We start from the raw sequence: 18842 nt of genomic DNA, 5'->3' as shown, positions 1-18842 counted from the left end.
CCCGGCACGGCGGGCGCAACGGCGATCAGCGCCCGGAGGTGCCGTCCGCGTCGGTGACGGGGTGGGCCCCGGCGACGAACGTGTCGAGCGCGGCGGCGTGCAACAGACCCCCGGGCACCGGGTCACGCAGGGCGGCCACCGCCAACCGGGCGACCGGCAGCCCGCCGGGGCGGGAGGTGGCGGCCAACACCAGATTGCCGTACCGGCGGCCGCGCAACATCCGCCGGTCGCCGACCACGCACACGTCGGCGAAGACCGCCCGCAGCGTGGCCACCTGCACCCGGGTGCCGACAAGTGGCGGCAGGTCGGTGACGTTGAGCAGGTACAACCCGTCGGGGCGCAGGACGCGGGCCACCTCGGCGACGAACTCGACGGTGCGCACGTGCCGGGGCATCCGGGCCGCCCGGTAGATGTCGGCGATCACCAGGTCGTACCGGTCGTCCGGGGTGGCGGTCAGGGCGTCCCGGGCGTCGGCGACCTCCACCCGCACCTGCGGCGGCAGCGGCGGCAGCTCCCGGGCCACCAGGTCGACCACCGCCGCGTCCCGCTCGACGACCCGTTGCGGGGAGCCGGGCCGGGTGGCAGCCAACCAGCGGGGCAACGTCAACGCCCCGCCGCCCAGGTGCAGGACGCTCAGCGGCGCACCGGCCGGGGCCGCCACGTCCACCGCCGAGGCGATCCGCCGGACGTACTCGAAATGCAGGTGGCGCGGATCCTCGAGATCCACGTACGACTGCTCGACCCCGGCGGACAGCAGTGTCCGCCCGGTCCGGCGGACCGGGTCGGCGACCAGTTCCAGCCGGTCGGCGGCGCGGTTCATGTCCGGCACGCTAGCCGAGCCCATGGCCCACCCGGCCGGTGGCCCGGCACGGCCGACGGACCGGCGGACCGGGTTCGCCCCGGCCCGCCGGCCCGCCATGTCGCGGTTGTCCGGTCAGCTGCCGGCCATCCCGGCTCCCACCTCGTCGATCGCGTCGTCGATCTGGCGGGCGAGGTCCACGTCGAGCGCGGTCACCCCGTTGGCCTGGTTGGTCCGCACCGTCAACACGGCGGCGGTGTCGCCCGGACGCCCGATGCTCGGGCCGCGGCCGTTGTCCTGGCGCAGCCGATCCAGCCGGGCGAGCACCCGGTCCAGGTTGTCCGGCGGCAGCGCGACCACCCGGTAGAGGCCCTGGCTGTCGCCGGACCAGTAGGGCAGGTCGTCCAGCGCCGCGCTGATCTCGTCGTCGTCCAGGGTGGGTGTGGTGGTGGAGGCGCCCACCAGACCGCCGCCGGCCTCCGGCGGGTTCAGCAGGTCGCGCAACCCGTCGGGTACGTGCAACGACTCGACCAGGTCGCTGTCCTGCTCGGCGAGCGCGGCGATCGTCGCCTCCGCCTGGTACCGGGCCTGTTCCGGGGTGTTGCCGCTGATCCGGCCCACCTCGGCCAGGAAGCCGGGCAGGTCCCGGTGCCGCTCGATGCCGTCGACCGGCAGCACGTCGTGCAGCGACGACGGCACGGCGGCGAGCAGCCGCTGCCGCTCGGCGGCCTCCAGGGCGAACGCGAGGACCAGCACTGTCGCCTCGGTGCCCACCTTCGCCGTCTTGAAGTCGACCCCGGCGCGACGCCGGACCTCGTCGACCAGGTCGTGGTAACCCATGCTGCTCACCCCGGCCGCGCCGCCCGGCGGGGACGGCTGCGGTCGCGGATTGTCGGCGCTACCGACCGGCGGCGGTGCCGGCCCGCCGCGGGTTGTATCCGACTTGTGCGGTCCGGCCGCTGGTGGGCCGGCCCGCTTGCCCGCATCGAGGCTCGTGAGCTGCTTGGAGGCGCTCAGGCTGGCGCCGATCTCGCTGGGCTGGCGACTCTGTTCACGGGCCTGCCGGGCCAACGCCCGGCGCCGCTGGTTGTCGCCCTCCATCTGCTTGCGCATGGTGGCACCCCTTCCGCTGGGGATCGTGCCTGCGCCAGTCGCCTTCCCGCCGTTCCAGAGAACGAAACGGCGGCCGCCGGCCGGGTCGGCCCGGCCTCCGCCACGCTTCATCCGCCGGGGGTGAGGGGTGCTCACCCGCTCGGCCCGCAGGATCGGGTCAGGACCGGAGTTCTTCCGAGGTACACGGAAGGAAGGTCGTCATGAAGGAAGTTGTCGAGATCGTCCCCGCCCGACCCGGTTGGTACGCGCGCTGGCAGCTCACGCCCGAGGTCACCAGGTGTTACCCGGTGAGCCTGTGGGCGCTGCTGGAGGAGGCCGACGGAACGGGCCGCGAGGTGATCGGGATGGACTGCATCGGTCAGTGGCCCGGCGCGGACGACAACGAGGCGGGTGGGCAGTTCGTCCGCTACCTGTACCAGACGCCCGATTCGGGGGAGCCCGAGGACGTCGATGAGACCCCGGTCGGCGATCTGCGTGCCGACGGCCCCCGGCTCCAGCCGATGACGGCGCCCTAGACATTCCTCCGGCCCCCGACCCCAGGTCCCAGGGTCGGGGGCCATCCCCGAACGGATTTGGGGACGGCCGGCGGATCAGCCGATGGCGCGCACGTCGTCGGAGTACGCCACGGCCAGCAACTCACTCAGGCCGGTGCGGTCGAGCATCCGCTGCAAGTGGGGACTGACCCCGGTCAACTGGATCGCCCCGGCGGCACGGTGCACCACCAGCAACGCGCTGAGCCCGGAGGAGTCGCAGAGGGTCACCCCGGTCAGGTCGACCAGCACCGGGACGCCGTTGCGCAACTCGGCCGCCGCGGCGATCAGCTCGGGCGCGGTGTCGTAGTCGAGCTCGCCGGTCAGCCGGAGTCGGACGTGCCCGGCGGCGAGCCGGGTTGTCTCGATGGTCAACGGCTGATCAGGCACCCCACCATTCTCCTTGCCAGCCGACAAAACGCAAAGCGGGGCGGTGACCGCGCACCCGTGTCCCTGGTGTGGCGTCCGCCGCCGTGTCGGTGCCCGCCACCTGCCGTGGGATGCCGCTGTCCGTGTTCGGGCGTAGGGTGGGCTGGAGACTTTTGACAGTGGACGCCGGTTCCGGCACGGGTTCGGTGAACGACAAGGAGTGAGGCTCAGCTGGTGACTGCTTCCGACGTCAGGGACTGTGACCCGGGCGACGGACGGCTCTCCACGCCGAGCACGACACGACCCTCGGCGTGGTCCGCCGACGTTCGCCGCACCACAACGGCCCTGCCGCCACTGGCCCCCGACCGGGGTCAGGCCCCACCCGACTGGTTCGAGGTCGTCGAGCATTTCCGTGAGGGCCTGGTGGTCTGCGACGCCGACGGCGTGGTGCGCCACGTCAGCCCGGTGGCCGAGCGGCTGCTGCCCGAGGTGACGTCCGGCGAGCCGCTCAGCTCCGCCGGTGTGCCCGGCCTGAGCGAGGACGCCCGCGGCGGCTTCACCCATCGTGGGCGTCGGCTCACCGCGCGCCGGGTGCCCCTCTCCGGTGCCCGTTGCTGCTGGTACGTCGAGGACGTCACCGACAGCGTCAGCCGTGCCGACGCGCTGCTCGCCGAGCGAGCCCGCTCGGCGTTCCTGGCCGTGGTCGGCGACAAGCTCGGCAACCCGCTGCACCCGGACCGGGCCGCCGCCGCTGTCGTCCGACTCGCCGTGCCGACCCTGGCCGAGGTGGCGGTGCTGGTGCTGGCCCCGCGCGGGGGGCGCGCCCGCTGGTGGCGGGCCTCGCGCACCGACGACGACGCGCCAGCGGTGGACAGCGGCGTGCTGGTCGGCGGCGAGCTGCCGACAGCCATCGCCGACGGGCTGACCGGGGCCGAGCCGCACGCGGTGGACTGGCTGGTCGAGCAGGCGGTCGACGCCGGGTGGCTGCCGGGGCTCGCCGACACCGAGACCGTCGCCCGGGTCGTCCCGCTGCCGGGCCGCGACGCCCCCGTCGGTGTGCTGCTGGTGGCCCGCCGCGCCACCCGCTGGTACGACGAGGACGACGTGGAGCTGGTCCGCGCGTTCGCGGCCCGCGCCGGAGCGGCGTTGACCACCGCGCTGCTCTACCGCGACCAGGCGGAGGTGGCCGACACCCTTCAGGCCAGCCTGCTGCCGGTCGAGCCGGTCGAGGCCGTCGGCGTGCAGTGGGGCACCGCGTACCGCCCGGCGCAGGCGGGGCTGCGCATCGGCGGGGACTTCTACGGTTCGCACCGGCTCACCGACGGTGGCTCGGTGTTCTTCCTGGGCGACGTGTCGGGCAAGGGCGTCGAGGCCGCCGTCTTCACCGGCCAACTGCGCCAGTGCCTTCAGGCGCTGCACCGGCTGGAGTCGAACCCCGCGCGGTTGCTGCGGCTGCTCAACGACGCGCTGCTCGAGACCACCCAGGCGCACGGCCAGGGTCGCTTCGCCACGATCGTGCTCGGCGTGGCCCGCCCGGAGCGCGACGGTGGCCTCACCCTCACCATGGCCGGCGGCGGGCACCTGCCACCACTGGTGCTGCGCGCCTCCGGCGAGGTGGAGACGGTGCCGTTACGCGGCATGCTGATCGGGGTGGTGTCCGACCCCCGCGTCGGAGAGGTGACCGTGCGGCTGGCACCGGGCGAAACCTGCCTGCTCTACAGCGACGGCGTGACCGAGGCCCGGGGTGGCCGGCGCGGCGACGAGCTGTTCGGCCCCGAGCGGCTGGTCACCGCGCTGACCGGTTGCCAGCGGATGCCCGCGCCGGCCCTGGCCGAACGGGTCGAGCAGGTCACCTGCGACTGGCTGGCCCAGGGCGACCACGACGACATCGCCGTGCTGGCGTTGCGGGCGGCCGGCCCGGGCGGGCGCGGAGGGCGGCACCTGCACTCGGTGCCCGCCGGCATCGACCGGACAGAGGAGACCGACGCGTGACCGCCGCCATGGCCGCCCCCGACCTCGGTGAGGCGTACTCCGGCTACCTGGACCACCTCGCCGACGCTGACGAGTACGCCGCCACCGACCTGGCGATCGGCCTGCTCGACGCCGGCGTCGCGGCGGAACGGGTGCTGCTCGACCTGGTCGCTCCCGCCCAGGCCGAGGTGGGCGAGCGGTGGGCGCGCAACGAGTGGAGCGTCGCCCAGGAGCACGCGGCCACCCACATCAGCGAGCAGGTGGTGGCGGCGGTGTCGGCGCACGTGAAGCCGCGGCCGACAGGCGGTCGGGTGGTGGTCGCCTGCATGGACGGCGAGTGGCACGCGCTGCCGCCCCGGCTGGTGGCCGAGGTGCTGCGGTTGCGCGGGTGGCAGGTGACCTTCCTGGGGGCCAGCGTGCCCGCCGCGCACCTCGTGTCGTATCTGCACCGCTACGACGCGCACGCGGTCGCGTTGGCGTGCGCGCTGCCGATGCGCCTGCCGTACGCCCACCGGATGATCGAGGCGTGCCGCCGTTCGGACGTGCCGGTGGTGGTCGGCGGGCGCGGGTTCGGTGCTGACGGCCGGTGGGCGGGCCGGCTCGGGGTGGCCTGGGCACCGGACGCGCCCTCGGCGGCCGAGTTGATCGCCGACGAGCGGGCGCTGCGCGGGGCGCCGCCGGCCCGGCTGGCCCACCTGGCCGACGACGAGTACCCGAGCCTCCTGCGTCGTCGGGGTGAGTTGATCGACAGCGCGTTGGCGGAGCTGCGGGAGCGGGTGCCGGCGACCCGGGAGTACACCGCCGCGCAGCTCGACGCGACAGTGAGCGACCTGGGCCACATCGTTGACTTCCTGGCCGCCGCGGTCTACGTCGACGACGCTTCGCTGTTCACGGAGTTCGTGCAGTGGCTGTCGGGGATTCTGCTCAGTCGTGGGGTGCCCGTCGGGGCGATCGCCCTGCCGCTGGAGCACTACGCCGGCGCGTTGCGGGACTTTCCGCGGGCGGCGCGGGCGCTGGCGCTGGGATCGGCGACGCTGCCTGGCAGGCCCCGCTGACCGACCCACTGGTGGCTCCGGATCGATCACCGCGCTCAGCGGCGGCACGGTCAGCTCTGCGTATACTTGCCGGACTGCAAACGTCCCACCCATGGGTGGAGCGAGGGGGAGAACGGTGACGTTCAGCGTCAACTACGTCGAGCGCGGCGGTGGTGGCGCCTACCTGCGGCTCGTCGGCGAGCTGGATCTGAGCACCGCCCCCGAGCTGTCCGCCGTGATCGACCGGCTCACCGCGGCGGGCGAGACCCGGGTGCTGCTCGACCTGACCGACCTCACGTTCTGCGACTCCACCGGGATGGCCGTGTTCGTCCGGGGTGACAACCGAGCGGCCGCCGACGGGGGATGGCTCCGGCTCACCGGCGCCCGTGGGCGGGTCGAGCGGGTGCTGCGGGTGACGGGCCTCGCCGACGTGTTGCGCTACGAACCGGAGTCGGTCGACCCCGCGTCCCGCAGTGCGTCCTGATGGGCTAGATTTCCCCGCCAGCATTTTCCCGCCAGCGCGGTGACCGTCAGGGTCCCGTCTCCGCCGACTCTGAGGCAGGTAGTGATGGGCGTAGACAGCCCGCAGCCGGTACGCATCCTGGTGGTCGACGACGACCCGGGTGACGTCCTGATGATCGAGGAGGCGCTGGCGGACTCCGACGTCGAAAAGATCATCGATGTGGTCAGTGACGGCGAGGAGGCGATGGAGTTTCTCCGCGCCGAGGGCCGGCACCAGCAGGCCCACCGACCGGACGTGATCCTGCTGGATCTGAACATGCCGCGGATGGACGGTCGGCAGGTGCTCGGTGCGGTCAAGCAGGACGAGGATCTGCGGACCATCCCGATCGTCGTGCTGACCACCTCCAACGCCGACACCGACATCGTCGGCAGCTACACGTTGCAGGCCAACGCGTACGTCACCAAGCCGATCGACCTGGACGACTTCAACGACGTGGTCCGCCGCATCGACGAGTTCTTCGGTCGGGTCGTGGTGCTGCCCAAGCGCACCTGACGCCGCCGCCACCTGAGCGGATGCTGAACATTTTCCCCGAACCTCCTCGGCGCGAGCGGTCCCGGCCGAGGATCCAGGTGGGGAAGTAACAGCGGCTGCCTGGGGGCGACAGTATGAGGTTCTCCGTCGTTGACATCGGTTACGACCAGCGGCAGGTGGATTACTGCCTGGACGAGCTGGGGATCCGGCTGTCCCGGCTCGCGGCGCGGGCCGAGAGCGCGGCCGGGGCGGCCCGGGAGTGGGACGAGATCCGTCAGGAGGCGGCCTGGCTCAGCGGGCTGCTGCAACGGCTGGACCTGGGCGACGCCGCCGTCACCCGGCACGCCGGGGACGCGGTGCGGCGCGAGGCCGCCGAGATCCTGGCCCGGGCCCGCGTCGAGCTGGACGAGGCTCGCGAGGAGGCACGGCGGGTGCGCGAGCAGGCGTACGCGGAGGCCGTGCAGGCCCGACGTGACGTCGAGGCGGCGTTGGACGCCCGTCGACGGCGCGAGGCGCGGGTGGAGGAGATCCTCAGCCAGGTGACGGTCGACCAGGTGCCCGCGGACACCCCGACCGCCGCCGCCGGGGTGCCGGGCAGCCGCGTCGGGGCCGGTGGGCCGGACCCGGGCGCGCAGCCGCCGGGTCGTCGCTGAGGCCCGTGGGCGCGAGGCCGGTGGGCCGGACCCGGGCGTGCAGCCGCCGGGTCGTCGCTGGGCCTGTGCGCGCGGGGTCGGTCGCCCGGCTCAGGCGGTGAGCGCGGCCGCGACGGTGGTCGCCCGGTCCTCGTGCTGGGCGTACGCGTCGGGGTAGGCGGAGATCTGGACGGCCTGGGCGGCGGAGGTGACGCTCATGTCCTGCCAGCCGGGGATCTCGTTGAGCGCGCTGTAGAAGGCCCGGGCGGCGTACGACGGACGCATCAGTTGGGCCACCGTGCCCCAGCCGCTGCTGGGCCGCTGCTGGAACAGCCCGACCGAGTCGTGGTCGGAGCCGCTGCCCTGGTTCGGGTACTGCGCCGACTCGGGCAGGACGTCGCTGGCCAGGTTGTAGAGGTTGCTCTCCTGCATGGCGGTCGCCAACGCCACCACCAGGGCGCGGCGCGGCATCTTCATCTCCAGGCCGACGTCCACGATGACTTTCGCGTTGTCCATCTGGGCCTGGTCGAGGCCGGCGACGGGCCGGGGCCGGCGGGGCTTGACCGGCTTCTTGGGTGTCTTGCGGACGGCGGTGGGGGTGGGTGTCGGCTTCGCCGTCGGGCTGGGCAGGACCCGGGCGGGGGCGAGGTCGCGGTCCAGTGACCGGGAGGCGCGTTCGTCGGCGATGGCGGCGCGCTCGGCCACCGCCTCGGCGAGCGGCTCGACCGTACGGGGGGTGTCGTCGTTGCCCTGGGCGGTGGCGACCGCGACGAGGCTGAGGCAGCAGGTGACACCGGTGGCCAGCGCCACCCGCACCGGGGTCGAGCCCAGCAGGGCCCGTCGTCGCGGTTCGGGAGCGCGGTGACGGCCGATCGTCCGTTCGGTTGATGCGGCGTCGTCCGGTGGGGTGGTCGGGCGCGCGTCGGTCAGCTTCTGGGCGGAGGGGTCGTCGGGATGCACCTGCCGAGGCTAAAGAGCTGAATGCTCGATGCCATAGGCCGGTACGGTGGCATGCGCCACAATTTGCCCTGATCATGATGACTTTAGCGGGCAAAAGCAGAGCGAAGCTGATCAACGTCGCGGATGCCTCCAGACGGTTATTCCCGACTTGCCGGCTGAATGCGCTCGCGGCGAGGGGCCGTCGGTCCGACGTCCGACCGCGCTCCAGGTTCCACCGAACACCCGATGCGATGCCCCCGGAAAGCCCACCGCTCCCTCGGCCGATCCTCCGGCGGCGGCGCAGCGAAGTGCCGCGATCGGCAGGCATCGGCGTGCCGCGTCACGGTGCCCCGTCACGGTGCCCCGTCACGGTGCCCCGTCACGGCGCCGCGTCATGGTGCCGCGTCATGGTGGCGCGTCATGGTGGCGCGTCATGGTGCCGCGTCATGGTGCCGCGTCACGGTGCCGCGTCATGGTGCCGCGTCACGGTGCCGGGTTGCGACACCCGGCCCCCTGGCTCGGCCCGCGGGGGTGTTCCCACTGACCGCCGTCGGTTCGCTTGGTGGTGGGGGCGGTCTCGCCGCTCGCGATGATCGTGCTCGATCCTTGTTGTAGTGGCCTCCTCGGCATGGGGAGGGGCCTGTTTCCTGGATCGGGCACGATCTTGAGGGTGCGGTGCCTCGTTCGCCCGGCGAGGCCGGCGGAGGCCGGTTTGGCCGGCGCAGGTTGGTCGCGGGTCCTGCTGGGCGGCCGGGCAAGGGTCTTGATCGACCGGTTGTTCACCATCATCGGGGTTGCCGCACGGCGCGGTGCGCCCGGGTCGGCCCAGTCAGGCTGCGCGAACGACGCAGACCGACATGATCCACTCGGCTTTCATGAAGTCGGGGTATCCCCGCCACCTGGACACCGCGACTTTCAGAAACCCGAGTCGATCAGCGGGTGATGGCCGCGGTGCCGGTCGGCGTCGTAGACGAATCGGGGTAAACCCCCCACCTGGACGCCGCGACTTTCAGAGACCCGAGTCGATCAGCGGGTGATGGCCGCGGTGCCAGTCGGCGTCGTAGACGAAGTCGCCGAGGCCCCCCGCAAGATCGTGCTCGATCCAGGAAACAGGGCCCTCAAGCAGGAACGAGGCACCTACAACCAGGATCGAGCACGATCATGCGGGGCCGACACGCGTCACGATCGTCGGGTCGGGGCCGCCCGGCGGGTCAGTGTCGGCCGTTCTCGGCCGGGGTGACGGTCAGCCGGTGTCGGCTGGCGTCGCCGCTGGAGAACGGCCAGAGCCGGTCGGCGTACTCGACCAGGTCGGCCAGTTGATCTCGGCTCAGGCCGGCCGAGGAGATCTCCGCGTGCACGTCGGCCCGGTACCGGCCGTCGTTGTCGCGTCCCAGCTTCGCCTCCGCCCGGACCTGCACGGTGTGCGCCTCGTCGGTGATCTCCCCGGCCACCTCCACCGCCGCGTGGTGCAGGCAGGAGGCGAAGGCCGCGGCCAGCAACTGTTCCGGGGTCAGCCCGGTGCAGTGCGGCGCCAGCGGTGAGGCCAGCGCTGTGGAGAGCCCGCCATCGTCGGTGCGTACGTGACCGCCCTCGGCGGTCGCTGTGGCCTCACGCAGCCAGGAACTCTGATCCGGCATCGCGTTTCTCCCGTCGCTCACCAGGCCGGCTACCCCGCCGTCGCCCGGCGAAACGCCGTGCGCCGTACGGTCAGCGCCGCGAGGGCTCGTCCACCAGTGCCACCGCCTCGGTGGCCTCCGCGGCGGCCCGTTCGGTCCACGGCGATGTCGGGGCCGGCCGTCGGGCCGTCGGGATGGTCATCGGCACGTACACCCGGGCGTCCACCGCCTCGGCCAGCAGCAGCGCCGCGACCAGGCTGCTCGGACGCTGCTCGGGGTCGTCGGCGAGGCAGGAGTGGCACAGCTCGGCGACCTCCGCCGGGAGCCCGGCGATGTCGGGCAGCGGCTCCGGCGGCTGACAGCGGCGGGCGAGGAGCAGTTCGCTGGCGGTCTCCGCGCGGTACGGCAGGCGAGCGGTCAGGCTGTAGTAGAGCAGCACGCCGAGGGCGTACATGTCGGCGGCCGGGGTGGCCGGCGTCTTCTCCAGTTGTTCGGGCGCCAGGTACGCCGGGGTGCCGAGCACCATCCCGGACGGCATCGGGTCCAGTGCGCCGGCGGCGATGGCGATGCCGAAGTCGAGCACCTTCACCCCGGCCGGGGTGAGCATGACGTTGGCGGGCTTGACGTCCCGGTGCACGATGCCCTCGGCGTGCGCGGCGGCCAGCGCGGCGGCGACCTCCGCGCAGACCCGCACCGCGATCCGCCAGTCCAGTGGCCCGGAGCGCAGGTGCACCGCGAGCGTCTCACCCTCGGCCAGCTCCATCACGATGTAGGACACCGGCCGGCCGGGCCACGTCGAGGAGGTGCCGAAGTCGTGCACGCTCGCCACGTTCGGGTGCTCCAGGCGGGCCGCCGACCGGGCCTCCGCGCGGATCCGGTCCACCGGGCCGTCCTGGTCGTCGCGACCGGGCGAGATGAGCTTCACCGCGACCGGCCGGTCGAGCACCTCGTCGTACGCCCGCCACACCTCGGACATCCCGCCCACCCCGATGCGCTGTTCGAGCCGGTACCGCCCGTCCAGCGTCCGCATCGACCACTCCTCGCCCTCGCCCCGCCGACGGCCGGGTGCTCGATCGCGGTACCCGTACTCCGAACTGGGCAAACCGAGGCCGGACGGCCCCGGGCACTCGCTGCGCCCCGGCGGCGGGGTGCGGTAGCTTGCGAGCCAGAGCCGGTGTCACCGATTGTGCCGGCACGGTCACCTGGGGGGACACCGCGATGGGCGAGGTCACCGTACGCTTCGTCGGCGGGCCCGCGGACGGCCTGGTCCGGCTGCTGCCGGCGGGGTCGGACGGCGCCCCACCCCAGCGTTGGATCATGCGGCACCCGGACGGTACGGGCCCGGTGCAGCCCGGCCCCGACCATCTCTACGAACGCGACCGGCCCGACGAGGCTGGTGGCTGGAGCATGCGTTTCGTGCGCACCGACGCCTACGGGGTGTCCGAGTGACCATGAGGCGGGGCTGACCGGTGGCGGCGGCCCGGCCGCACAGCTGGCACACAGCGTCCGCAGGGGCCCGGCACAGGCATCGTGGCCACGATGGGGGCATGGTCATGAACGGGCAGGCCGCGCCGAGCCGGATCGAGCTGCGTCGCCCCGACGGTGAACCCGTCCGGGTGCTGGTCGTCGACGACGAACCCACGCTCACCGACCTGCTGTCGATGGCCCTGCGCTACGAGGGGTGGCAGGTGCGCACCGCCGGCAGCGGCATGGCGGCGTTGAGCACCGCCCGACAGTTCCAACCGGACGCGGTGGTGCTCGACGTGATGCTGCCCGACCTGGACGGCTTCCAGGTGCTGCGCCGGCTGCGCGAGAACGCCCCGACCGTGCCGGTGCTCTTCCTGACCGCCCGCGACGCGGTCGAGGAACGCATCGCCGGGTTGACCGTCGGCGGCGACGACTACGTCACCAAACCGTTCAGCCTGGAGGAGGTGATCGCCCGGCTGCGCGCGTTGCTGCGCCGCTCCGGGCTCGCGGTCGCCGCCCGGGAGGAGGCGGTGCTGACCGTCGGTGATCTCAGCCTCGACGAGGACAGCCACGAGGTCCGCCGGGGCGGCCAGCTCGTCACCCTCACCGCCACCGAGTTCGAGCTGCTGCGCTACCTGATGCGCAACCCGCGCCGGGTGCTCAGCAAGGCGCAGATCCTGGACCGGGTGTGGAACTACGACTTCGGCGGCCAGGCCAACGTGGTGGAGCTGTACATCTCGTACCTGCGGAAGAAGATCGACGCCGGTCGGCCGCCGATGATCCACACACTGCGCGGCGCGGGCTATGTCCTCAAACCCGCCGAGTAGCCACCGCCGTCCGCTGCGCGCCGTCCGTGGCTGGCTGGCCGGGCGCTCCCTGCGTACCCGACTGGTGTTCGCCCTGCTCGCGCTGCTGGCGTTGGTCAGCGTCGCCATCGGTGGCCTGACCACCGTGGCGCTGCGGCACTTCCTCATCGACCGGCTGGACGCCCAGCTGGCCCCCGCGACGGCCATGCGGGGGGACCGGCCGGGCCGGCCGGCCTTCCCCGGCAACGGACCGGGCATCCCACCCGGGTTGCCGTCCGGCACCGTGGTCGCCGAGATCACCGACGGCCGGGTGACCAGCGCCCGGACCCTGACCAACAGCGCCTCCAACGCGTTCCCCGACCCGCGGTCCGTGCCGGTGGGGGAGGTCGCCGCGCTGGCGGACCTGCCGGTCGACACCACACCGCGCACCGTCGACCTCGGTGACCGCGGCGACTACCGGGCCGTGGCCCGGCAGTACTGGGACGGCCGGGTACGCGTCGTCGCGATCCCCCTCTCCGGCGTCCAGGAGATCGTCTGGGGGATGATCGCGGCGCAGCTCGGGGTGGCCGCGATCGGGCTGGTCATCGCCGGTGCCGCCGGGGCGTTGATCGTGCGGGCCACCCTGCGACCGCTGCACCGGGTGGCCGCCACCGCCACCCGCGTCACCGAGCTGCCCCTGGACCGTGGGGAGGTGGCGCTCGCGGTCCGGGTGCCGACCGCCGACACCGACCCACGCACCGAGGTCGGTCAGGTCGGCGCGGCGCTGAACCGGATGCTGGGCCACGTCGCCGACGCGCTCGCCGCCCGGCAGGCCAGCGAGACCCGGGTACGCCAGTTCGTCGCCGACGCCAGCCACGAACTGCGCACGCCACTCGCGGCGATCCGCGGCTACGCCGAGGTGGCCCGGCGCGGCCGCGACGAGGTACCCGCCGACGTGGCGCACGCGTTGCGCCGGGTCGAGTCGGAGAGCACCCGGATGACCAGCCTCGTCGACGACCTGCTGCTGCTGGCCCGCCTCGACACCGGCCGTCCCCTCGCTGTCGAACCGGTCGACCTGACCGCCCTGGTGGTGGACGCGGTCAGCGACGCGCACGTCGCCGGCCCCGACCACCGCTGGCAGCTCGACCTGCCCGAGGTGGCGATCCGGGTGCCCGGCGACGCCGCCCGGCTGCACCAGGTGGTGGCGAACCTGCTCACCAACGCCCGGGTGCACACCCCGCCGGGCAGCACCGTCACCACCATTTTGGCCGTCGACGGCACCGACGCCGTGCTCACCGTCGCCGACGACGGGCCGGGGGTGCCGGCGCAGCTGCAACCGGAGATCTTCGAGCGCTTCGCCCGGGGCGACAGCTCCCGGTCCCGCGCGCAGGGCAGCACCGGTCTCGGCCTCGCGATCGTCGCGGCGGTGGTGGAGGCCCACCACGGCACTGTCGGGGTGCACAGCCGTCCGGGTCGGACCGTGTTCACCGTCCGGTTGCCGAATCCCACAGCGGACGCCGAACCGGCGTGACCGGGTCGCCGGTCAGCCGGCGGCGGCCTCGCGGACCAGCCGGCGTGCCTCGTCCCGGGGCACGCCGGTGGCCCGGAGGAGGTCGTTGGCGGCGGTCCGCAGCTGGGAGACCACTATCGTCCCGGAAAAACCCAGATCCTGCCGGCAGGCCACGCCCGCCTCCCGGACGGCGTGCAGCACCCGCTCCCGGGCCCGCACCGGCTCCTGCGCGGCCACGAACTCCCGGTGCAGCAGCCGGACCGCCTCGCCGAGGTGCTCCACGGCGGCGGGCAGGGCCGCCGGCACCGGTTCCTCGTCGCGTAGGGCGGTGCCGATCCGGCGGACCAGACCGCGACTGTTGCGGAAGGCCCGCTCCATGTGCGTCACCCCGGCCCGGTAGGTGGCGATCGCCCGGCGTCGTCGCCACCGCACCGGGGAGAGCCGGACGACCTCGTCGGCGGCGGTCGTCACGGCGACGAGCTGGCGCAGTTGCGGGTCGGCGGCACGCATCCGGTCCAGCACCGCCCGCGCGCGGCCCCAGTCCGCCTCGGCCAGCGCCTGCGCCGAGGCGGTCATCTCCCGGGCGAACAGGTTCAGGGCGGGCTCGGCGGAGCGGCGCACCATCCGCATCGGGTTGAGGGGCAGCAGGACGAGCATCACGAACAGCCCCGCCGCCCCGCCGACCAGGGCGTTGATCGTTCGGGGCAGCTCCAGGTCCGGCGCGGTCGGGGTGAGGGTGGCGATGAGCACGGCGGTACCACCGGCCTGGGTCATCAGCGCGCCGGTGCCGCGTACCAGCACCGACGCGGTGATCGCCAGGAAGACGATCGCACCGGTCTGCCAGGGGCCGGTGCCGAACAGACTGATCAGCAGGTCACCCACGCCGATGCCGAGCACCACCCCGGCGACCAGCTCCAGCGCGCGGTGAGCACGGTTGCCCAGCGACGCCGCGATGACACCGACCGCCGCGGCCGGTGCGAAGGTCGGCTCCGGGTTGCCGAGCAGTTCGCGGGCCACCAGCCAGGCCAGGGCGGCAGCCACACCGGCCTGGAGCGCCACGATCAGATAGAGCCGCATCCGCTGGCGACTCTCCCGCACGGCCCGCCCGGCGCGGGTCCGCAGCCTGCCCGCCGTCCGCGTCCCGGCCGTGAGTCTCATGGCGGGGGCTACCCGGCCCGGCCCCCGACCGAACCTGCGGCGAACGGCTACGCCGGGTACGCCATCGCCGCGGTGAGGGCGACCACCCCGGGCAGCCGGGTGTCCTGGCGCAGGAACTGCACCACCACCGGGACCGGGGAGCGCAGCAGACAGCCGTACGGCCGGTCGAGCCGCACCGCCTCCGGGTCGATCAGGTCGTTGAGCCGCACGTGGCGCACCCGACGGGCGTCGACGGTGATGGCGTACGGGCCGACCGGCTCGGCGTCGGCGTAGTAGAGGTGCAGTTCGGTGTCGGCGCGGGTGTCGGTGGTGTTCAGGACGCACAGCTGGTCGAAGCTGGTGAACGCCGGCTCCGGGCCGGTGCTGGGGAACGGGATGTGCCCGCCCGGCACGACCCACAGGCGGGCCCCGATCTCGGTCATCAGCTCTCCTCCAGCAGCCGGGCGAGGTCGGGGCTGAGGAACACCCCGTCCGGGTCGAGCCGGCGGCGGGCGTCCTGGAAGTCGTCCCACCGCGGGTAGAGCGGCCGCAGGTCACGGGCAGTCATCCAGTGCTTCTTGCCCCAGTGCGGCCGGCCGCCGTACTGACGGAAGACCGCCTCCATGTCCCGGAAGTAGTCCTCGTACGGCAGCGACGTGTTCTGCAGGCAGGCGATGGTGGTGGTCGGTCGGCCGTACGCGTTGCTCAACCAGATGTCGTCGGCGGCGATGGTGCGCACCAGGACCCGCCAGCCGACGACGGTGCGGTGCCGTTGCAGGATCCGGCGTCGGACCTCGGCGAAGCAGGCCGGGAACGCCTCCGACGGCAGCATGTACTCGATCTCCTCGAACCGCAGCTCCCGTTCCCGGGGGATGGTGCGGTGGATCGGACCGGACCGGATCTCGTGGGGCGCACCCCACGGGCCGGAGTCCGGCACCCGTGGCGCGGCCCACACCCGTTCGCCGGACGTCCCGTCCGACCGGTTGAGGGTGCGGATCTGGGTCTGGTCGCTGCGCGGGTACCAGTAGAAGTCCATGTTGCGGTTGGTGTGCTGCAACTCGGCGAGGTGGTCGAGGGTCCAGTCGACGTGCGCGCACCACGCCCGACGGCGCAGCTCGTACTGCTGTTGCACGTCCAGGGTGACCTGGGTGACCACCCCGAGAGCGCCCAGCGAGAGCCGGGCCGCCGGCAGCAGGTCCGCGTTGTCGTCGGCGGAGATGTCCAGCACCTCGCCGGTGCCGGTGACCAGGCGGACGCCGACCACCTGGGTGCACAGGTTGCCGAAACCGACGCCGGTGCCGTGCGTGCCGGTGGCGGTCGCGCCGGCGATCGACTGGTAGTCCACGTCGCCGAGGTTGTCCATGGCCAGCCCGGCGTCGTACAGGCCCTCACCGAGGGCCTTGAGTTTGGTGCCCGCACAGGCCCGCGCCCGGTCGGCGTCCTCGGCGATGACACCGGCGAGCCGGTCGACGCTGAGCAGGATGTCGTCGGTGCGGGTCAGCGGGCTCGACGAGTGGCCCGACCCGACCGGCCGGATCGTCCGCCCGGACTCCCGCGCCCGGACGACCAGCTCCCGCACCGCGTCCTCGTCGGCCGGCTCGGCGAACTCCCTCGGGGTGAACGAGAGGCTGCCGGACCAGTTGACGAACTGTCGCATGCGGCGGGGTACCCACCGGCATGACCGGTAGTCGCGTTTCCGCGCCGACCCGCCGGGTAGGCAGTCGCGTGCCGGCCTTCGGCTCCGCGAGCACGCCGCCGATCGACTCGTACGCGTTCCTCTCCGACACCCACACCGGGGCGCTGATCGGCGCGGACGGCGCTGTCGACTGGTTCTGTGTGCCGCACTTCGAGGGCGACGCGGTCTTCGCCCGGCTGCTGGACCGTCGCGTCGGTGGCGCGTTCACCTTCTCCGTCGCCGCTGACGCCGCGCCGGTCCGCCGGTACCTGCCCGGCACCCTGGTGGTGGAGAGCGCGTACCGGGCCGCCGGTGGCACCGCGACCGGTCAGGACTTCCTCGCCGTCCGGACCGGCGACGAGGCGCAGCCGTTCCGCGCGGACATGCTGCTGGTGCGCCGCCTGCACGTGCGCGCCGGGTCGGTGCGGGTACGAGCCGAGGTGACACCGCGCCCCGGGTACGGTTCCCGCCCGGTGGACTGGCGGTGGGACCACGGCCAGTGGGTGGCCGCCGAGGCGGGGCTGCGGCTGCGTTCCGGGCTGTCGTTCCGGGTCGACGGCGCGACGCTGCGCGCCGAAACGGTGCTGCGCGCGGGGCAGACGGTCGACGTACTGCTCGGTTACGGCCCCGGCCGCATCGACGAGGTCGACCCGGCCGAGCTGCTGGCGCGGACCTGCCGGACCTGGCGGGAGTGGACGGACCGTACCGACTACACCGGGCGGGGCAGCGCCGAGGTGCGGCACAGCGCGGCCGTCCTGCGGGGCCTGTCGTTCGACGAGACCGGTGCGTTGCTCGCCGCGCCGACCGCCTCGCTGCCCGAGGAGATCGGCGGCGTGCGCAACTGGGACTACCGCTTCACCTGGCACCGCGACGCCGCGCTGCTGCTGCTCGCGCTGTTCCGGCTGGGTCACGCCGAGGAGGGCCGTCGTTACCTGCACTTCCTGCTCACCATGTGCGATTGTGCCGGCGAGGTTCTCACCCCCCTCGTCGGGATCCACGGGGTGACCCGCGAGGAGGCGGTGCTTGAGCACCTCGACGGGTACGCCGACTCACGGCCGGTGCGTATCGGCAACGAGGCCGCCCACCAGCTGCAGTTCGACACGTACGGGCACGTGCTCGACGCCACGCTGTCGTACCAGCAGCTCACCGGTGAGTTGACCACTGAGCAGTGGCAGGTGCTGCGCCGGCACGTGGACACCATGGCCACCCGGTGGCGGGAGCCGGACCACGGCGTCTGGGAGATCCGCGGGCCGCTGCGGCACTACGTCAACTCGAAGATGATGGCCTGGGTCTGCCTCGACCGGGGCATCCGCCTCGCCGACCTGGTCGGCGACCACGACGCCCCCGTCGAGCGGTGGCGCGGGGAGCGCGACGCCATCCACGCCGAGGTCGTCGAGCGTGGTTTCGACAGCGGCATCGGCAGCTTTGTGCTGGCGTACGACTCGACCGAACTCGACGCGTCGTTGCTGCGGATGCCCCTGGTCGGCTTCCTCTCCGGTGACGACCCACGGGTGCTGTCCACCATCGATCGCATCCGGCGGGATCTGGCCGTCGCCCCGGCGCTCATCCGCCGGTACACGGCCGACGACGGGTTGCCCGGGCAGGAGGGCGCGTTCCTGCTCTGCTGCTTCGAGCTGGTCTCGGCCCTGGTCCTGGCGGGGCGACGCGAGCAGGCCGCCGAGTTGTTCGACCAGTTGTGCGGGTACGCCGGGCCGCTCGGCCTGTACGCCGAGCAGCTCGACGCCGACGGCACCGCGTTGGGCAACCACCCGCAGGCCTTCACCCACCTGGCGTTGATCGAGGCGGCGCTGAACCTCGACGGTGCCGGCGACCGCGACGCGCTGCACGCGTGGGCGCAACGGGCGGCGCGACCGGGAACAGCCGACGGCTGACCGCGTCTCGGTGAGGTCCCAGCGCGTGTCCGCAGCGTGCCGGCGTGCCCGGCCGTCGCTGCCGCATTCTGTGCCGAGTCTGGGAGTCCGCCGATGTGGCCGCGACGGCAACGGGGACCAGCGTACGGTGATGGACAAGTCCGGCTTTCCGGGTTAAAAGCCTCATTGGTGATGACCGGGATGCCGGTGTCGAGACGGCGAGGGCAAGGAGCGATCCGTGGAACATCTGGCCTACCTGGACGCGGGGTCCGGCAGCCTGATCGTGCAGGCGGTCGTGGGCGGGGTGGCCGGCGCCGCGGTCGCCGCGAAGCTCTACTGGCGACGGCTCGTCGACCGGTTCCGCCGGCAACCCACCGACCAGCGCTGAGCAGGCCAGTCC

Annotated in this window: 20 protein-coding genes; 11 read left to right on the top strand and 9 right to left on the bottom strand. The window is 73.2% G+C overall.

The window, feature by feature from the left end; all coding sequences use genetic code 11:
* Positions 1-25: 25 nt before the first annotated feature.
* Both ACX27O_RS11965 and ACX27O_RS11960 read right to left on the bottom strand, forming a co-directional pair.
* Positions 26-820, bottom strand: coding sequence for a spermidine synthase (locus tag ACX27O_RS11965; protein WP_210867002.1), 795 nt, complete (start codon positions 818-820; stop codon positions 26-28).
* 114 nt (positions 821-934) lie between these two features.
* Positions 935-1912 carry a DUF2267 domain-containing protein gene (locus ACX27O_RS11960; RefSeq protein WP_030332568.1) on the bottom strand — a complete coding sequence of 326 codons (978 nt, stop codon included), beginning with the start codon at positions 1910-1912 and terminating at the stop codon, positions 935-937.
* A gap of 200 nt (positions 1913-2112) precedes the next feature.
* On the opposite strand from ACX27O_RS11960, the gene ACX27O_RS11955 reads away from it, so the two are divergent.
* Entirely contained in the window at positions 2113-2427 is a 315-nt protein-coding gene (locus tag ACX27O_RS11955; RefSeq protein ID WP_030332569.1) for a hypothetical protein, read from the top strand.
* 75 nt (positions 2428-2502) lie between these two features.
* On the opposite strand, the gene ACX27O_RS11950 is transcribed toward ACX27O_RS11955, so the two are convergent.
* On the bottom strand, positions 2503-2832 hold the full coding sequence (locus tag ACX27O_RS11950; protein ID WP_210863418.1) for an STAS domain-containing protein: 330 nt from the start codon (positions 2830-2832) through the stop codon (positions 2503-2505).
* 213 nt (positions 2833-3045) lie between these two features.
* Between ACX27O_RS11950 and ACX27O_RS11945 the strand changes: the two genes are divergently transcribed.
* The 5 genes from ACX27O_RS11945 (at position 3046) to ACX27O_RS11925 (ending at position 7463) form a co-directional block, all read left to right on the top strand.
* On the top strand, positions 3046-4803 hold the full coding sequence (locus ACX27O_RS11945) for a PP2C family protein-serine/threonine phosphatase (RefSeq protein ID WP_210867003.1): 1758 nt from the start codon (positions 3046-3048) through the stop codon (positions 4801-4803).
* An 8-nt stretch (positions 4804-4811) separates the two neighbouring features.
* A complete protein-coding gene (locus tag ACX27O_RS11940) occupies positions 4812-5837 on the top strand; it encodes a cobalamin B12-binding domain-containing protein (RefSeq protein ID WP_030332579.1) in 1026 nt (341 codons plus the stop codon).
* Between the two features lie 115 nt (positions 5838-5952).
* A complete protein-coding gene (locus ACX27O_RS11935; protein WP_030332581.1) occupies positions 5953-6300 on the top strand; it encodes an STAS domain-containing protein in 348 nt (115 codons plus the stop codon).
* A gap of 84 nt (positions 6301-6384) precedes the next feature.
* Complete coding sequence (locus ACX27O_RS11930) at positions 6385-6831, top strand: response regulator (RefSeq protein WP_030332583.1); 447 nt, start codon at positions 6385-6387, stop codon at positions 6829-6831.
* A 113-nt stretch (positions 6832-6944) separates the two neighbouring features.
* Complete coding sequence (locus ACX27O_RS11925; protein ID WP_358128719.1) at positions 6945-7463, top strand: ATPase; 519 nt, start codon at positions 6945-6947, stop codon at positions 7461-7463.
* A gap of 90 nt (positions 7464-7553) precedes the next feature.
* Here the strand turns inward: ACX27O_RS11925 and ACX27O_RS11920 are convergent, their stop codons facing one another.
* From ACX27O_RS11920 to ACX27O_RS11910, 3 genes are all read right to left on the bottom strand, one after another.
* The gene (locus ACX27O_RS11920; RefSeq protein ID WP_030332589.1) at positions 7554-8402 is read right to left on the bottom strand and encodes a hypothetical protein; all 849 of its coding nucleotides are present in this window, start codon (positions 8400-8402) and stop codon (positions 7554-7556) included.
* 1190 nt (positions 8403-9592) lie between these two features.
* Entirely contained in the window at positions 9593-10018 is a 426-nt protein-coding gene (locus ACX27O_RS11915) for an OsmC family protein (RefSeq protein WP_030332593.1), read from the bottom strand.
* A 70-nt stretch (positions 10019-10088) separates the two neighbouring features.
* Complete coding sequence (locus ACX27O_RS11910; RefSeq protein WP_030332595.1) at positions 10089-11027, bottom strand: serine/threonine-protein kinase; 939 nt, start codon at positions 11025-11027, stop codon at positions 10089-10091.
* A 128-nt stretch (positions 11028-11155) separates the two neighbouring features.
* Between ACX27O_RS11910 and ACX27O_RS11905 the strand changes: the two genes are divergently transcribed.
* From ACX27O_RS11905 to ACX27O_RS11895, 3 genes are all read left to right on the top strand, one after another.
* Complete coding sequence (locus ACX27O_RS11905; protein WP_245233643.1) at positions 11156-11446, top strand: hypothetical protein; 291 nt, start codon at positions 11156-11158, stop codon at positions 11444-11446.
* Between the two features lie 98 nt (positions 11447-11544).
* Positions 11545-12291: a response regulator transcription factor gene (locus ACX27O_RS11900; RefSeq protein ID WP_400445732.1), complete on the top strand. Its 747-nt coding sequence runs from the start codon at positions 11545-11547 to the stop codon at positions 12289-12291.
* Positions 12269-13780 carry a sensor histidine kinase gene (locus tag ACX27O_RS11895; RefSeq protein ID WP_400445735.1) on the top strand — a complete coding sequence of 504 codons (1512 nt, stop codon included), beginning with the start codon at positions 12269-12271 and terminating at the stop codon, positions 13778-13780. Before ACX27O_RS11900 ends, ACX27O_RS11895 begins: the two co-directional genes overlap by 23 nt.
* A 12-nt stretch (positions 13781-13792) precedes the next feature.
* On the opposite strand, the gene ACX27O_RS11890 is transcribed toward ACX27O_RS11895, so the two are convergent.
* From ACX27O_RS11890 to ACX27O_RS11880, 3 genes are read right to left on the bottom strand one after another with little or no spacing between them, the layout of a single operon-like run.
* Positions 13793-14917, bottom strand: a complete 1125-nt coding sequence (locus ACX27O_RS11890) for an FUSC family protein (protein ID WP_400445737.1) — start codon at positions 14915-14917, stop codon at positions 13793-13795.
* A 47-nt stretch (positions 14918-14964) separates the two neighbouring features.
* Positions 14965-15339 carry a sensory rhodopsin transducer gene (locus ACX27O_RS11885; RefSeq protein WP_030332602.1) on the bottom strand — a complete coding sequence of 125 codons (375 nt, stop codon included), beginning with the start codon at positions 15337-15339 and terminating at the stop codon, positions 14965-14967.
* On the bottom strand, positions 15339-16553 hold the full coding sequence (locus ACX27O_RS11880) for a D-arabinono-1,4-lactone oxidase (protein WP_400445740.1): 1215 nt from the start codon (positions 16551-16553) through the stop codon (positions 15339-15341). Before ACX27O_RS11880 ends, ACX27O_RS11885 begins: the two co-directional genes overlap by 1 nt.
* Before the next feature lie 68 nt (positions 16554-16621).
* Here ACX27O_RS11880 and ACX27O_RS11875 point away from each other — a divergent pair, with 68 nt between their 5' ends.
* A complete protein-coding gene (locus ACX27O_RS11875) occupies positions 16622-18463 on the top strand; it encodes a glycoside hydrolase family 15 protein (RefSeq protein ID WP_458939411.1) in 1842 nt (613 codons plus the stop codon).
* Between the two features lie 217 nt (positions 18464-18680).
* Entirely contained in the window at positions 18681-18830 is a 150-nt protein-coding gene (locus ACX27O_RS11870; protein WP_165947858.1) for a hypothetical protein, read from the top strand.
* Positions 18831-18842: the final 12 nt, after the last annotated feature.

This window comes from Micromonospora sp. SD19 (assembly GCF_054462275.1).
This window is presented reverse-complemented; position numbering and strand designations above follow the sequence as displayed.